The sequence below is a fragment of the Vitiosangium sp. GDMCC 1.1324 genome (assembly GCF_003044305.1).
Classification (GTDB): domain Bacteria; phylum Myxococcota; class Myxococcia; order Myxococcales; family Myxococcaceae; genus Archangium.
Map to the genome: position 1 here is coordinate 23,036 of NZ_PZOX01000017.1, position 14,655 is coordinate 37,690.

16 protein-coding genes are annotated in these 14,655 nt (G+C 69.4%); 1 reads left to right on the top strand and 15 read right to left on the bottom strand.

Annotated elements, in window-relative coordinates:
- Positions 1-6: 6 nt before the first annotated feature.
- The 11 genes from sctV to DAT35_RS38360 all read right to left on the bottom strand — a co-directional run bounded on the left by sctV (position 7) and on the right by DAT35_RS38360 (position 9,253).
- Complete coding sequence (gene sctV / locus DAT35_RS38310) at positions 7-2,094, bottom strand: type III secretion system export apparatus subunit SctV (RefSeq protein WP_108074233.1); 2,088 nt, start codon at positions 2,092-2,094, stop codon at positions 7-9.
- Entirely contained in the window at positions 2,091-3,137 is a 1,047-nt protein-coding gene (locus DAT35_RS38315; protein ID WP_108074234.1) for a flagellar biosynthesis protein FlhB, read from the bottom strand. The genes sctV and DAT35_RS38315 overlap by 4 nt, the downstream gene beginning before the upstream one ends.
- Positions 3,134-3,928 (bottom strand): EscT/YscT/HrcT family type III secretion system export apparatus protein, encoded by a 795-nt coding sequence (locus DAT35_RS38320; RefSeq protein WP_108074235.1) that lies wholly within the window; start codon positions 3,926-3,928, stop codon positions 3,134-3,136. The genes DAT35_RS38315 and DAT35_RS38320 overlap by 4 nt, the downstream gene beginning before the upstream one ends.
- Complete coding sequence (locus DAT35_RS38325; protein WP_108074236.1) at positions 3,925-4,194, bottom strand: flagellar biosynthetic protein FliQ; 270 nt, start codon at positions 4,192-4,194, stop codon at positions 3,925-3,927. Before DAT35_RS38325 ends, DAT35_RS38320 begins: the two co-directional genes overlap by 4 nt.
- Positions 4,195-4,198: 4 nt before the next feature.
- Positions 4,199-4,924 carry a type III secretion system export apparatus subunit SctR gene (gene sctR, locus DAT35_RS38330; RefSeq protein WP_108074237.1) on the bottom strand — a complete coding sequence of 242 codons (726 nt, stop codon included), beginning with the start codon at positions 4,922-4,924 and terminating at the stop codon, positions 4,199-4,201.
- Entirely contained in the window at positions 4,921-5,325 is a 405-nt protein-coding gene (locus DAT35_RS38335; protein WP_108074238.1) for a flagellar biosynthetic protein FliO, read from the bottom strand. Before DAT35_RS38335 ends, sctR begins: the two co-directional genes overlap by 4 nt.
- An 8-nt stretch (positions 5,326-5,333) precedes the next feature.
- On the bottom strand, positions 5,334-6,488 hold the full coding sequence (locus tag DAT35_RS61940; protein WP_255415240.1) for a FliM/FliN family flagellar motor switch protein: 1,155 nt from the start codon (positions 6,486-6,488) through the stop codon (positions 5,334-5,336).
- Positions 6,489-6,930: 442 nt separating this feature from the next.
- Positions 6,931-7,446 carry a hypothetical protein gene (locus DAT35_RS38345; protein ID WP_233261969.1) on the bottom strand — a complete coding sequence of 172 codons (516 nt, stop codon included), beginning with the start codon at positions 7,444-7,446 and terminating at the stop codon, positions 6,931-6,933.
- Between the two features lie 21 nt (positions 7,447-7,467).
- Entirely contained in the window at positions 7,468-8,262 is a 795-nt protein-coding gene (locus tag DAT35_RS38350) for a flagellar M-ring protein FliF (RefSeq protein WP_108074239.1), read from the bottom strand.
- 10 nt (positions 8,263-8,272) lie between these two features.
- Positions 8,273-8,770, bottom strand: coding sequence for an ATP-dependent helicase HrpB (locus tag DAT35_RS38355; RefSeq protein WP_108074240.1), 498 nt, complete (start codon positions 8,768-8,770; stop codon positions 8,273-8,275).
- A 9-nt stretch (positions 8,771-8,779) separates the two neighbouring features.
- Positions 8,780-9,253, bottom strand: a complete 474-nt coding sequence (locus DAT35_RS38360) for a hypothetical protein (protein ID WP_108074241.1) — start codon at positions 9,251-9,253, stop codon at positions 8,780-8,782.
- A gap of 227 nt (positions 9,254-9,480) precedes the next feature.
- On the opposite strand from DAT35_RS38360, the gene DAT35_RS38365 reads away from it, so the two are divergent.
- The gene (locus DAT35_RS38365; protein ID WP_108074242.1) at positions 9,481-9,807 is read left to right on the top strand and encodes a PilZ domain-containing protein; all 327 of its coding nucleotides are present in this window, start codon (positions 9,481-9,483) and stop codon (positions 9,805-9,807) included.
- Positions 9,808-9,843: 36 nt separating this feature from the next.
- Here DAT35_RS38365 and DAT35_RS38370 read toward each other — a convergent pair whose 3' ends face one another.
- From DAT35_RS38370 to DAT35_RS38385, 4 genes are all read right to left on the bottom strand, one after another.
- Positions 9,844-10,233, bottom strand: a complete 390-nt coding sequence (locus tag DAT35_RS38370) for a response regulator (RefSeq protein WP_108074243.1) — start codon at positions 10,231-10,233, stop codon at positions 9,844-9,846.
- Positions 10,234-10,238: 5 nt separating this feature from the next.
- Entirely contained in the window at positions 10,239-12,800 is a 2,562-nt protein-coding gene (locus DAT35_RS38375) for an ABC transporter permease (protein ID WP_108074244.1), read from the bottom strand.
- A gap of 151 nt (positions 12,801-12,951) precedes the next feature.
- Positions 12,952-14,190 (bottom strand): substrate-binding domain-containing protein, encoded by a 1,239-nt coding sequence (locus tag DAT35_RS38380; protein ID WP_158502084.1) that lies wholly within the window; start codon positions 14,188-14,190, stop codon positions 12,952-12,954.
- 67 nt (positions 14,191-14,257) lie between these two features.
- Complete coding sequence (locus DAT35_RS38385) at positions 14,258-14,569, bottom strand: hypothetical protein (RefSeq protein ID WP_146210071.1); 312 nt, start codon at positions 14,567-14,569, stop codon at positions 14,258-14,260.
- Positions 14,570-14,655: the final 86 nt, after the last annotated feature.

Below are 14,655 nucleotides of genomic sequence, written 5' to 3' on the forward strand. Positions count from 1 at the left end.
CTCCGCTCAGGACCCCAGGGCCACGGGTGACAGCCGTCCCAGCGGGCGAATCTGCAGGTTCATGTCCAGCTCGCCGTAGGTGAGCACCGCGACGTCCGGAAAGGCGCCCTCGCACAGCTTGCGCAGGGTGCGCCGGACGTCGGGCGCCGTGAGCAGCACCGCCTGCCCTCCCGTGGCGATGCGCTTCACCCCTTCCAGGATCTCCGCCACCCGCTCGGGAGCGGGCGCTGGCCCACGAGGCCCCGCGGAGCGCAGCGTCTCCTCGATGTCCGGATCCACCAGATAGGCGAAGAGCGGCCCGGACGGGGCGAACTTGTGGCTGAGGTAGCGGAACAAGGCCTGACGGCAGCGCTCGGCCAGGGCCGTGGCATCTCCCTCGGTGGTGGGAGCCACCAGCGCCTCGAGGATGGCCCGCATGTTCCGGATGCTCACCTGCTCCTCCACGAGCTTGCGCAGCACCTCGGTGAGGAGCGGCAGTGGGACCTTCTGGAGCGCTTCCTTCACCAACGTGGGGGCCTGGGCCTCGAGCCCGTCCAGCAGCCCCTGCACCTCCTGGATGCCCAGGAACCCCGCAGAACGAGCACGTATGACGCTCCGCAGGTGCTCGGCGATGAGTTCCCCGGAACTTCGAAGCGGAACCTGCGCCATCTCCAGGCGGGCGCGCCCCTCCGCCGACACTCGGCTGATCGGCTTGCCGGTGGCGGGGTCCACCACGGACTCCGCCTTCAGCTCCAGGAAGGCCAGCTCCTCCGGCTGCGCCAGCGCGTAGAGCGCCCCGGGCACGACCTGGCCCATCCCCGCGGGAACCTCGTCAATCAGGATGCGGTAGGTCCCCGCTGGCAGGTACGCGGCCTCGGTGCGCACGCGGATACCCGGCACGCGCACACCGAGCTCGTAGAAGACCTCGTCCCGTATCCGATTGAGCACCTGGTGCACGAACGCACCGCCCTGCTCCTGTGCCAGCGGGGTGAGATCCGGAGCGAGATCCACTGTCAGGGGAGCCACTCCCACCGGTGCCGCCACGCTCTCCGGTGGTGCACCTGGTGCCCCCTGCGCCGTCGCTCCGGCATCGGGCTTGCCCTCGGCCTGGGCCTCGGCGGCTTGCTCCTCCTTCGCGGCGGCCTTCAGGCGCTTGAGGGAATGTGCGAGTCCTCCCAAAGCCGCTCCCAGCCCGAGAAACGTCAGATGCGGCATCCCGGGCATCGCCGCGAGCGCCACGCAGAGCGCGGCCACGACCCAGAGCGCCTTGGCCTCGCCGAAGAGTTGCGAGCCGATCTCCGAACCGAGCGAATCCTCCTCCTTCTCCGAGGCCACGCGCGTGACGACGAGGCCCGCCGCCACCGCGATGCACAGCGAGGGAATCTGCGACACCAACCCGTCACCGATGGCGATGAGGGCGTAGGTGGAGGCTGCCTCGGCCAGCGTCATCCCATTCTGCAGGATGCCGATGCAGATGCCGCCCAGGAGGTTCACCGCGACGATGACCAGGCCGGCGATGACATCTCCCTTCACGAACTTCATCGCGCCATCCATGGCACCAAACATCTGGGACTCGCGCTCGAGGTCGCGCCGCCGGCGGCGCGCCTGCTTCTGATCGATGGCTCCCGCGCGCAGGTCCGCGTCGATGGACATCTGCTTGCCCGGCATCGCATCCAGGGTGAAGCGCGCGGAGACCTCGGCCACGCGCTCCGCGCCCTTGGCCACCACGAGGAACTGCACCAGCGTAAGGATCGCGAAGACGACCGCACCCACGACATAGTCGCCCCGTACCACGAACTCACCGAAGGCCTGGATGACCTCTCCCGCGTGTCCCTCCGCGAGTGCCAACCGCGTGGACGACACGTTGAGCGCGAGCCGGAAGAGCGTGGTGAACAGGAGCAACGTCGGAAAGGACGTCACCTTCAGCGCATCCCGGGCGTAGAGCGCCGCCACCAGCAAAGCCACCGCCGCCGCCAGGTTGATGGCCAATCCCAAGTCCAACAGCCAGGGCGGCAACGGGATGATGAGCGCCCCCAGCACCGCGGCCATTGCCGCGGCCAGCACCACGTCCGAGGACTCGCGAGCCCTCAAGAGAATCTTCATCAGTCTGTTCACGATGTCTGCCTCCGTGGACGGCCGTCCACGTCCTGCGACTCCTGCGCCACCCGGAGGACCGCCGCGGCGGCCTGATACAGCTCTTCGGGGATCTCCTCCCCTACGTCGTAGTGGATGAGGCTGCGAGCCAGCGGCACGTCCCGAACCACGGGAACTCCGAGCCGTTCGGCCTCGCGCCTCAGCGCGAGCGCGTCCACCTCGCGCCCCTTGGCGACGAGGTAGGGCGCCTCACACTCCTCCGTGGCGTAGCGGAGCGCGACCGCAATGTGCGTGGGGTTGACGACCACGACACTCGCTTTCTGCACTCCACGTGCCGAGCCTCCCGCAGCCAACTGGCGATGCAACGCCTTGCGCTGGCTCTTGTGGTGGGGGTCGCCCTCGCTCTCCTTGTGCTCGCGCTTCATGTCCTCGCGCGACATCATCAGGTCCTTCACGTGCCTCCGGCGCGCGAGCGCGTAGTCCCCCACGCCCAACACCACGAGAACGCACGCGAGCCGGACAGCGAGCGGCCCGAGCCGGCCCAGGATGTGCTCCAGCCCCAGCGTTCCCTCCAACCAGGCCGTGCGGAGCACATCCGGCCCGGACTCCACGGCCGCGCTCCAGACGAGCCACACCACCACCGCGGCCACGAGCAGCGCCTTTCCCAACTCGATGAGCGGCCTCACGCTGAAGAGCTTCTTCAAGCCCGCCGCCGGGTTGATACGCTCGAGTTTGGGCGTCACGTGGTCCGCGTTCAGTTCGAAGCCCACCGTGGCCACGGACACAGCAAGGGACGCCAGCAGTGCGCCACCGAGCGCGGGCCCCACCAAGAGAGCCATCACCCAACCCGCCTCCTGCAACGCACCCGTGGGCTCCTGGTGCAACATCAACCGGGCCGTCCAGTCCTTCAGCCTCGCGAAGCCCTCGGGCGCCGATGTACCGAGGCCCAGCAGCCCCCCGAGTGTCACCGCGCTGGAGGATAGCAGGCGGCTGCGCGGAATCTGTCCCTTGCGACGGGCGTCGCGCAGGCGCTTCGCCGAAGGTTGTTCCGTCTTCTCGCTCACCGCGCCACCTCACCGAGCCGAAACAGCGCGCCCTCCACCGAGAGGAAGCTCGCGAGCAGCCGCTCACAGAGGATGCCCACCGCGAGCCACAGCAAGGCGCCTCCCGCGAGGATGCGCAGCGGTGCACCCATCTCCTGGAGGTTCACCTGGGGCGCGGCGCGAGACACCATTCCCAACAGACAGTCCACCGCCATGACCGCCGCGGCGACGGGTGCCCCCACCGCGAGCCCCGTGGCCATCGCCCCCCCAGCGAGCCCCACCACGTGCATCACCGCCGCTTCCGCGGGCACATACGCGCCAAGCCGCACCCATCCGAAGCCTCGCACCAGCCCCGAGAGAACGACGGGCATGAGCCCTCCCGTCACCACCAGTCCGACGAGCAACTGATAGAGCGCATCCCCCGTGGCCGACTCGCGCGTCCCCGTTACGGGCAGGCTCGCCTCCGCCGAGGTGCCTCGGAAGAGGTCGATGAAACGCCCGCCCATCCGCGCCGCGTCGAAGGGCAGCGCCGCCACGAGCCCCACGGACGTACCGTAGGAGAGCTCCTTCATCACCAGCGCGGCCAGCTGTATCGGCGTTTCCACCGGAGCCGGGAGGGACACGCCCGCCACATGGTGCAGGAAGAGTGCGAGGCTCAGCACCAGCGCGAGCTTCACCGTCGTCGGTGCCGCCTGTCCCCCCAACAAGGGGCACAGGAAGGCCACTGGCAGCAGGCGTGCGAAGCACAATGCCACCGCCACCACGCTCGGGCTCAGAAGGTCGATCTGGGCGCGAAGGAGCTCGAGGTTCATCCACCCACCTCCGCGATGACCATCAGGACCTGATGCGCGAAGAGGGTGAGCTGACCGGCGATCCACGGGCCGGCCACCACCAGCGCCAACACCGCCGCGCACAGCTTGGGCACCACCGTGAGCGTGCTCTCCTGAAGCTGCGTGGTGGCCTGGAAGAGGCTCATCAGGAAACCCACCACCAGGCTCGCCCCGATGGGTGGCAGCGACGCGAGGACCATCAGGAGCAGCGCCTCGCGGCCAAGTGCGAGCAGGACGTCCTGGGTCATGGCATCACCGGTAGCCGAGGATCAGACCGCGTGCGAGCAGCGACCAGCCATCCACAGCGACGAAGAGGAGGATCTTGAAGGGCAGGCTCACCTGGCTCGGGGACAACGACTGCATCCCGAGCGCGAGCAGGACGTTGGCGACCACCATGTCCAGCACCAGGAACGGAAGGAAGACGAGGAAGCCGATCTGGAAGGCTTCCTTCAGCTCAGTGATGACGAAGGCCGGGATGACCACGAAGAGGTCGTCCTCGTGGACCTGGCCGGCCTCCTCCGGCGGCCGGAGCTCTCGTGCGAGGTCCACGAAGCGGGCCCGCTCCTCCGCGCTGCCATGCTTCACCAGGAAGGCTCGCAACGGCTCGGTCACCTTGCCCACGGCGCTGATGATCTGCGCACCGGAGCCGACGTCCTGGTAGACGGCCTGCCCCACGTCGTACATGCGCTCCATCGTCGGAGCCATGATGTGTCCCGTCAGCACCGCCGCGAGCCCGGTGAGGACGATGGTGGGCGGCGCCTGCTGCGTGCCCATCGCCGAGCGTGCCAGTGACAGCACCACGGCGATCTTCGAGAAGCTGGTCAGCATCAGCACCGCGAAGGGCAGCAGCGACATCACCGCCAGCAGCCCCATCATCGACAGCGGGCTCCCCGCGAAGGACATCTGCGAGAGCGACGTCTCCGCCGCCAGGGCCAGTCCGGGAACGAGGAGGCCCAGCACGAGCAGCGCACGGCTCATGACAGGGTCTCCTTGTCCTGTGTGTGCAACACCACGCGCCGCCGCGACCGGGACTTCGCTCGCACGGGCGTATGTGCCCGGTGGATCTCCGCGAAGGAGTCTCCAAAGGCCACGAGGTAACGGCTCCCATCCACCTCCACCAGCGCCAGGCCGCAGCGCTGGGACAGGCCCGTCCTGGACACCACGTGCATGCGCTCGGCGAGCGAGAAACGGGACTCGGCCCGGCCACGGCGCACGAGCCACCAGCCAAGGCCCCCCAGGGCCGAGGCCCCCAACAACCCTCGCGCCACCGAGGTCGCCGAGGCCCCTCCCAACGGGGCCAGCGCGGCCAGCCCGAGGACAAGGCCGATTGCCAGGAACATCTTGGTCCGCGGAGACGCGGAATCGAACAGGGTCTTCATGGGAGGGCTCACGGCAGCAGGGTGAGGATGCGGGCTCCCACCTCGCCCTCGATGTCCACGAGCTCCGCCCTCGCCACCACCCGATCGCCCACGCGCAGCAGAACCGGTTCGCTCGCGTTGATGCGCAACGGCAGCAACGCTCCCGGCTTGAGCCCCGCCAACTCGGAGAGCGGCAGCATCAGCCGCGTCAGCTCGATTTCCACGTCCACTGGCAGCGGGGGAGTTCCCTCGCTCCGCTCGACCACGGTCACCATGTCCGACTCCTGGAGAAGTCCGCGCTTGTGCGCGCGGTTCAGCGAAAAACCCTCGGGGGTGAAGTCACCCGTCAGCTCGAAGCCACGCAGGACCAGTCGCCCGGCACCGAACAGTTCCCGTCCACCCCAGCGCAACCCATCGAAGAGGATGACGTCCCCCTGCCCCAGCCCTCCCAACGCCTCCCGAGACAACGACGTGCACCCCATGAAGCAACGCGCCTTCAGCCGCGCCGCCAGCACTTCGGGAGCAATCTCCACTTCACGCTCCGCCGGCAGGCCCTTCAGCGCCGCCTCGAGCACCACCGAGGGAAGCAGCAGCCGCCCGCCCGCCGTCGTCTGCCCCACCGTCACGGTCAACTCCACGCTCAGGTGGCGCTGCCGGGCATCGAGGCGCGCCAGCGCCTCCGTGCGATTCATCGTCACCCCGGTCAGGCGCGGGCCGAACCGCCGCCGCAGCTCCTCCTGGTCACGCAGCGCGTACAGCGCCGACAGACCCAAGAAGGCAAAGGAGGCTTCCTCCAGGCGAGTCAGGTCCGTGATGGGACCGGGCTTCGTCCCCGCCCCCGCCAGGCGTTCCAGCGCGGCGAAGAGCACCGACGGCTCCAGCTCCAGCACCGCTGTCCCCCCCATGGCCGACAGGTCCACCAGCGCGAAGGCCGCCGTATGCGCCAACCCCGCCGCTGGCATCACCACCGCCTCCAGCAACCGAGCCTCCGCACGGACGGAACATCCCAGCTCCCGGCCGAGCGCATCGCACACCACCGAGAGTGCCTGCCGCGCAAGCCGCACCGCCTGGGGCCGTTCGTTCAGCGTCACGTGGGCTCGCGACAACCGGCGCGTGCCAAGCCGGCGCAGCCGCATCGGCTTCAACGTCGTGGACTGGGTGGTATCTCCGAGAGGACTCTGCATGGTTCGCTCCGTGCCGCGGATGAACCGTTCCTCTTCATGACCGGTGCCAACGGCCGTACTCGCGAAATCGCCGGGTTGAGAGACGGGAGCATCCGCGAACGGGATGGGGTGTCCCGGTACGTGGCCGGCGCACCCACGCGCGATGTCAGCTTCATCGCGGTGTCCGAGCTCCTTGGGTACGAGCACCTGGAAAAAGACGGTCGTTCGAATCCGCCCGTCCCCTCCATACGGGTCGGCAGTGACGTGGGCCAGCGACTGCCCCGACTGCGCGACCGGGAGCGGACCCCGCACCGAGGAAGCGCGCGAGTACGCGGCCGTCACCCAGGGGCACCACTCCTGACCAGACCACCGACAGCATGGAGCACGCTGTCGTCACATCCCCGTCATCCAGCGCTCCCTGGCCGACAGCACAGCCGGCCAGGGCTGAACGAAACGAGGTGTTTCAGCGCGTGGCTTCGCGGATGAGCCGCTCGGCCAACGCGCACACCGACGGGGTGGCCGCTGCGTCGGGCGGCTCCACCTGACGCTCCGGAAAGAGGCTCCGGTGATAGGGCGGCAGCCTCCGGAAGATCTCCCGCCTCAACACCTCTGGAGACTCCTCCATCACCGCACGCAACCGCGCCGCCGCATCCGGCCGTACCCCGAACTCCACCGCCACCCTCGCCTGTCGCCTCGCCGACGAGAGCGCGGCGAACCCGGCCAAGTGATTCTTCGCCTGCCGCGCCTCAGGTCCCCTCAAGCCGTCGAGCAGCGCCTCCGCCCGCTCTCGCGCGAAGACCAACGCCACCAGCGCGAGCCGCTCCAGGGGCAGCGAACGTGGAGGTGGGGACTTCACCGGCTCCGGGCACGGCGGCTTCGTCGTGGGGTTGAGCGCTGGCTTCCTGGGAACCCGGCCCACCACCGTCTTCTCCGGTCCCGGTGTCTTCGCACCAGGACGCTCGATGCGCGTCGCTTCCATGTCTCATGCTCCCATGGAAGCTCACGCCACCTTGCGCGCGGCCCCAGGCGTCACCACGGGTCGGGCGGGTGCCGGAGGAACAGCGGGCTTCGCTTCCGCCCTGGCGCGATAGTGCCGCAGGCGCAGCGTCATCAGGATCAACCCCACGGACAGCCCCGTGACGGCCAGCGACAACACCGCCAACAGCACTCGCAACCGTGTCAGCGGAGAAGCCCCCGGCGTCGGTGCCACCACTCGCGTGGACACCTCGTCCACCATGAGCGACACCGCCTCGGAGGAGAGCCCCTCCACGCCTCCGGCGATGAGCGAGCGCAGCAACTCCCGGGAGCCCTTGATGGTGTCCGCGTAGCCGGGCGCCACGCGCAGCATCGCCGAGGCCTTCGCCGGCGCCGGCTGCTGCCCGGGTCTCGGAGGCGGCGGCACCACCAGGTGAACTCGCGCGAGGATGACCCCCTCCACCGTCTGCAGCGTCTTCTCCAATCCCTGCTCCATCACCCTCACCCGGCAGAGCTGCTCCTCCACCGGCGTCCTCACCAGCCCGCCTCCTCCGAAGACAGCACAGCCCGCCTCCTCCGCGGGCCTCGGCAATCCCAGCTCGGCGAGGATCCGCACCGCGTCCGAGGCCTGTTCCTCCGTCACCTCGATGGCCCACGTGGGCTTCTTGCCCGTTTCGGGCACCTTGCGCGCATCGAGCCCCCGCTCGACGAGCACCGTCTGCAGCTCGTTGGCCTGGCGCTCGTCCAGGCCATGTTGGATGCGCTCCTGGCACCCAGTGGCGCACAGGAGCAGCACGAAGAGACAGCGTCTGAAGAACATGGGAACTCCCTCACACCTGGGTCTGCAGCACCTGCTTGACGCCGCCGGTCGCCTTCTCAACGACCTTGCCGGCGAGATCGAGCTCCTGACTCGACCGGTACACCTGGGCCTGAAGCGCGAGCAGCTCGTTCGGGGAGAACGACCTGCCGGACTCGGCCAGCGCCAGGATGTGATCCATCCGCTTCTGCGCCTCGCTCACGCGGTCCAACATCTGCACCGCGTGCTGAGACCGCGCGGCCTGCACCGAGTCCACCCGTCCCCTGGCCTGAACCTCCGCCGTCCCCGCCGTGGCCTTCCCCACCCCCTCCGCCTTGCACGTGCCTCGGGCCGCATCCGTCCGTTCCGCGGAGACCGGCTGCGGAGCCCCCTCCGTCGCCACCCGAGGCCCCAGATGCTTCGCTGGCCCCTTCACCCCCTCCAGTACCTTGCCGAAACCCGCCTTCCCCGAGGGCTCCAGCGCGGGCGTCGCTGCCGCCCCGCCTATCGCCCCCACCTTGTCGATGGCCATGGCGCGCCCCTATCGGATGTTGTTGATGGCCGCCTTCGCCGAGTCGTGACGGACCTTCATGATGTTGGAGATGGCGTTGTGCGCCCGGCTCTCCTTCTGCATGTCGTTCTGCAGGCTCATGTAGGCCAGGTTCATCTTCGCCCCCTCGGCCTGCATCTCCTTCTGGGCCGCGAGCAGGTCCCACTGGTCTCCCTGCCCCGTGACCCCCAGCGAGCTCCCCGCGCCGCTCGTCCCGCCGGACAGTGCCGTTGCCGATGCACCCCGCCCCGACGATGCGCCCGCCGTCGACACCACCGAGCTGACGCTCGCCACCGCCGCGCTCACGACCGGCGAGCCCGGCACCAGCGCCGCCACCACCCCCGCCCCCGTCCGCACCACCTCCTGCGCCGAGCGCGCGAACACCGCGCCGAAGTCGTTCTGCGGCGTCTGCCGCGGCACCGTCGGGGTGATGGACAGCGTGCCAATCCGATTGCCGTTCTCCATGTGAAGCCTCCTCCGCTTGGGATGCGCCGGGGCCTCTTCAGCCGGCGTGCCAACCGGCGGGCGGAGTCATCCCGGGCATCTGGACGCACCCCCACCCGGGGGAGTCTCCACACCGTGGAGCGCGCATCCACGCGCGTGGACGGTCAGGCGGAAGGCGGACGAAAAGTTGCGAGCCCCGGAAGCTGCTCCAGACTCGTAGCTCCCTGTCGCACCCCAAGGAGGTCTCCATGACGCCGTCCACCGGCTCCACCCGTCCCCAAGGGCGCTACCACCCCCGCGTGGAGGCCAATTGGATGGTCAAGGTGCACATCGGCGAGCGCACCGTGCTCGTCAAGGCGCGCGACCTGTCCATGGCCGGCCTGTTCCTGCACGGCCACCCCGCCGACACCACCCGGCAGCTCACCCTCACGCTCCCGCTGCCCGGTATCGGGGACATCACCACGACGTGCGCCATCGTCCGCCGCGAAGCGCACGGCGTGGCGCTCGAGTTCGTGGACCTGGATTGGGATCACTTCCTGCTGCTGGCGCGCTACCTCCATCCGCGCCTGCCCTGAGCCGGGCTCGACACCCAGCGGCCTCTCTCCGCTCCCTCAGGCCGCCTTGCGCAGCCGCTCCACCAGGGCCATCAGCTCCGCGCCCTTGAAGGGCTTCTGGATGTAGCCATCCGCCCCCGCCAGCGTGGCGCTCTCCATGTCCGACTTCTTCGACTTGGCCGTGAGCATGTAGACGGGCACCTTCGACGTCATCGGATCGCTCTTGAGCATCCGGCACACCGAGATGCCGTCCAGCTGCGGCAGCACCACGTCCATCAGCACGAGCTGGAAGGGGCGGCTCTTGGCCAGCTTCAGGCCCTCGATGCCATTGGCGGCACACACCACCTCCACGGCCCCGTCGCTCAACATGGAACGCACGAGCTCCCGGATGACGGGCTCGTCCTCGACCAGGAGGATGTGGAAGGGATTCTGCAGGTTGGCAGCCATGGGACTCACTCGTAGGCGAGCGCCTCCACCACGTTCAAGGCGGCGGCACGGCGCGCAGGATACAGCCCAGCCAGGATGGCGCACAGGGTGGATGCAATTCCCATGACCACCGCCAACCGGGCGGGAAAAATATAGGGGAAACTCCACCCCGTGGCCTGACCGCCTACCACGTCGGTGATGAGGATGCCCATCCAGAAGCCCGCCAGCGCCCCGATGAGCCCTCCTGACAGCCCAATGAAGGCCGCCTCTCCCATGAAGAGTCGGACGATGTGGGACCGGGCCGCGCCCACCGCTCGCAGCAGCCCAATCTCCCGCGTCCGGTCCAGCACCGCCGCCAGGAGAGTGTTCACCACCCCCAGCAGCGCCAGCAGCACCGCCACCACCTCCATGGCGTAGGAGATGGCGAAGGCATCGTCGATCAGCGCCGTGGCCTCCTGGCGAAGGTCGGCGTTGCTCATCACGTAGAGCTGGTGGCGCTCGCCCCAGCGCTCGGTGATGGTGCGGCGCAGCTCGTCCAGGCGCGAGCGGTCCGTCAGGTACAGCTCGAAGGTGTCCACCCGGTCGTCCTCGAAGTGCTGCTGGTACACCTCGCGCGCCAGGAAGACGACTCCCTGGTCCGAGGTGTAATCCACCGCCACGGCGGCCACCGTATATGTACGCGCGCCGGTGGGCGTGGACATCTCGAAGGTGCTCCCCACGTGCAGATTCCTCCGGCGTGAGAGGTTCTCCGAGATGATGACCCGCCCGGCCAGGCGCTCCTCGCGCGTGGGCAGGTGGCCCTCAAGGAGCTCGGGTCGGCCATGGCGTTCGTAGATTTCGGGAATGAGCGAAACCACGTAGGCGCGCAGGCCGAGCACGTCATGGGGCAGCACTCGCACCCGGTCCACCTGCGCCACCCCGGGCAGCGCCGCGAGCTCCTCGGCCAGCTCCGGCGCCATGGGCTGGTTGCGGCTGCCGGCGATCCGGGCCGCCGAGGTGAGGAAGAGGTCCGCCGGCACCGACTGGTCCAGCCACCGGTGCGTGGCGGCCTGGAAGGAGCCCACGAAGCCGGCCAGGCACACCGACATGGCCACGCCAATGGCGAGCGCGGACACCGGCACCGCCGTGCGCCCCGGGGCTCGAGCGAAGTTGTCCGCCGCCAGCCGGCCGCTCACGCCCAGCACCGCCTCGCCCGGGCGCTGGTAGACGCGCCACAGCACGCGCAGCACCAGCGGGGCCAGCAGCGTGGTCCCCATCAACACGAGGAAGATGGAGAGGTAGCCCCCCACCGGCAGGTTCTCCAGGGGCGAGGGCAGCCACGAGACCGGGTAGACGAGCAGCAGGCACCCCACCCCGAGCACGGTGGCCAGGCGCGAGCCCCGCACCTCCGCCCCCTGGGCCGCGTCCCGGCGCAGCGCCTCCACCGGGGGCACGCTCGACGCATGCAGCGCCGGACGCAGGGCCGCGAAGCCACTGCCCAGCACCCCGAGCGCCACGCCCAGCCCCAGCTCCAGCGGCCCCACCGTCACGTCCCGCGCGTTCACCTGGATGTAGAGGCTGGAGATGGCACGGGACACCCAGCCGATGGCGACCCGGCCGACGAGCACTCCCAGCGGCAGCCCCAGCACCGTACCCGCCCCGCCCAGCACCATCGCCTCCAGCGTGAAGAGCGCCCGGAGGCGCAGGCGCGTGGCCCCCAGCGCTCGCAGCGTTCCAATCTCCCTCCGCCGCTGCACCACGCTGATGGCGATGGTGTTGTAGACGAGGAACACCCCCACCAGCAGCGCCACTCCCGAGCCCACGTTCAGGCCCATCTGGAAGCTGCGCACCATGGTGGCCACCGAGCCGCCCCGGCGCGATGGGCGCTCCACCTCGAAGGCACCGCCCAGGGCCGCTCGCAGCCTCGCCTGCACCGCGTCCACGCCCGCCGCCGGGTCCACCGCCACGTCGATGCGGTCCAGCATGCGCTCGCGCCCGAAGGCCGCCTGCGCCGACGCCACGTCCATCACCCCCACCGAGCCGCCGAAGGCCTTCACCGGCCCCGCCTCGCGGATCAGCGCGTGCACCACGAAGTCCTGCGGCCCGCTCGCGGTGATGAGCTGGAAGCCGTCCCCCACCTTCAGCCCGTGCTCGCGAGCGAAGCGCTCCGACACCAGCATCCGGTCCGTCGAGTTGAGGAACTCCAGGTCGTCCGAGAGCGTCCCGAGGTCCCGGTCCACGCCCTCGTAGGTGCGGAAGTGGCCGTCATCCAGCAGGTCCACGCCCATCACATAGAGGCGCTCGCCCGGAGCACCCTTCACCGGCGCAATCACCGTCATCGCCCCCGAGGCATGCGCCACCCCGGGCACCGCCCGTACCCGCTCGAGCACGGACTCGTCGAAGCCCGTCTGCGCGCCCGCCACCGTGAGGTCCGCCTTCCCGGCGATGGCGTCCACCGTCGAGCGGAACGCGTCCAGCACCGAGCCGTTGATGGACAGCACCCCCACCATGGTGGCCACCCCCACGGCCACGCCGAGCACCGTGAGTGCGGTGCGCAGCGGTGCGCCCAGGATGTGCCTCAGGGAGACGAGCCGGAGCAGCGCGAGCATGACCCACGCACCTTACCCCCTCTGAAGTGCCCTGGGGGGCTCGGATGCCGGGCAGGCAGGGAGTCATTTCGCGCCCGGGCTCAGCGGGCGCTCGGCGAAGGTGGAGTCGCGCGGCTCCACCTCCGCGGTGACCGGCCCTGGGTGATGCGCCTCAGAGCGCCTCGCAGTAGCCGTAGTTGCAGGCGGGCGTGGAGGACGGACAGTCCGCCGGGCCCGCGCACGGCTTGCACGACGAGGCGCCGTTGGCCACCAGGTCGAAGTAGCAGCCGCACCGGGAGTCGGTGGAATAGGGGCTCAGCGACCCCATCTCCGAGGTCCGCTTGACGCGCATCGCGCACTTGGGCACCAGGTGCTTCTGGATGACGACATCCAGCAGCTCCTTGTCGAGCCGGGCGGCGGCGAAGCGGCTCACCAGCGCGGCGGCGGCGGCGCTGGGCAGGCCGGCCTCGGTGCGCGTATAGAAGTGGACCGGCCCCCAGATGGGGTAGTGCCCATCACGCACGTTCACCTTGTCCTTGGCGAATGGAGTGGAGTCCGGAAGGAAGCCGCACGACTGCCCGGTGGCCTGGAAGGCCAGGATGCGCAGGTTGCTGCGCTCCTCGTCCGCGATGTCCGTGGAGATGATGCCCAGGGCCTTCTCCGCCGTCTCCGTATCCAGCAGCACCTTCATGTTGCGGCGTACGCCGTCGCTGCCGCCGCGATCCACGCCCCACCACTTGTCCGCGGGCACCCCGATGGCCCGCGCCAGCATCTGCTGCGTGCCGGAGCTCGAGTTGCGGACGAAGTACAGGTTCTGGTCCGTCCACGGAGCCGCCGCCCCCTGATTGCCTCCCGTCCCGAACACCATGTACGCCGCCTCGGCGCTGATGCTGCGCTGCGAGGAGGCCGCCGGGACGACGAAGGTCATCGGCTGGATGGGGCCCTCGTAGTCGGAGATCTGCACGTTGGCGGGTATCGTGTAATCACACGTGGAGGCGAACACGTCCGACACTCCCACGTCCACCACGTTGCCTTCCTGCGCCAGGAAGCACTCCTGCGCGGAACCGTCCGCGTTGAAGAGGATGGCGTAGTTGGCCACCTTGGAGCCGCTGGCGGGAATGTCCTTGATGACCCGCTGGGACGCATCCGTGCTGAAGATGGCCTTCACGCCCGTGCACGAGCCCTGCGACTGGTAGACGATGGAATAGGGAGTCGCCTCCTTGGCGAGCAACTGCGCCACCACGCCGAGGAAGGGACGGATGGCGGAGGAACCCGCCACGTAGATGACGTTGGGGCGGGCGCACTGGACGGTAGGGGTGTTGGTCTGCGCGTGCGCCACACCACCCACGAGGGCCAGGGCGAGCACGCTCCCACAGGCCGCCCGAGCCAGGCGGCGAAAGTCGTATCTCATGCTGCAATCTCCGATGTCGGGAAGGTGAGGAAGGCGCCACGTCCGGCCTTGGCCGGAGCCAGCGGCATCACGGCTTGGGAACGAGCGGCGGCAGGGCGGCGCCATTGCACAGCCCCAGCCTCGCGCAATTGTCGAAGGGGATGCACTGGGCCGTCGTGCACTGGTTCCGGTACTGCTCCTCGGTGCTGACCTCGCCCTTGAAGCATCCCGGCGGCCCCAGCCCGGAAGGCACGCACAGCCCCTCCTTGCACACGGGATAGGAACCGAACCGGACGCAGTCCTCGTCCGTCGCGCACTGCTGGGCGTCACTGTCGACGATGAAGGAGCACCCCGAGCTCGCCAGCAGCAGCGCCGCCAGCAGCCCCCTCCCCCATCCCACGAGGGAGCCGGAGGTGTCCGTGCGGCGGGAGGATCTGTCAGGGCCTTGAAGATGCATACACATGTCTCGCGAAGAGGAAGGAGCGT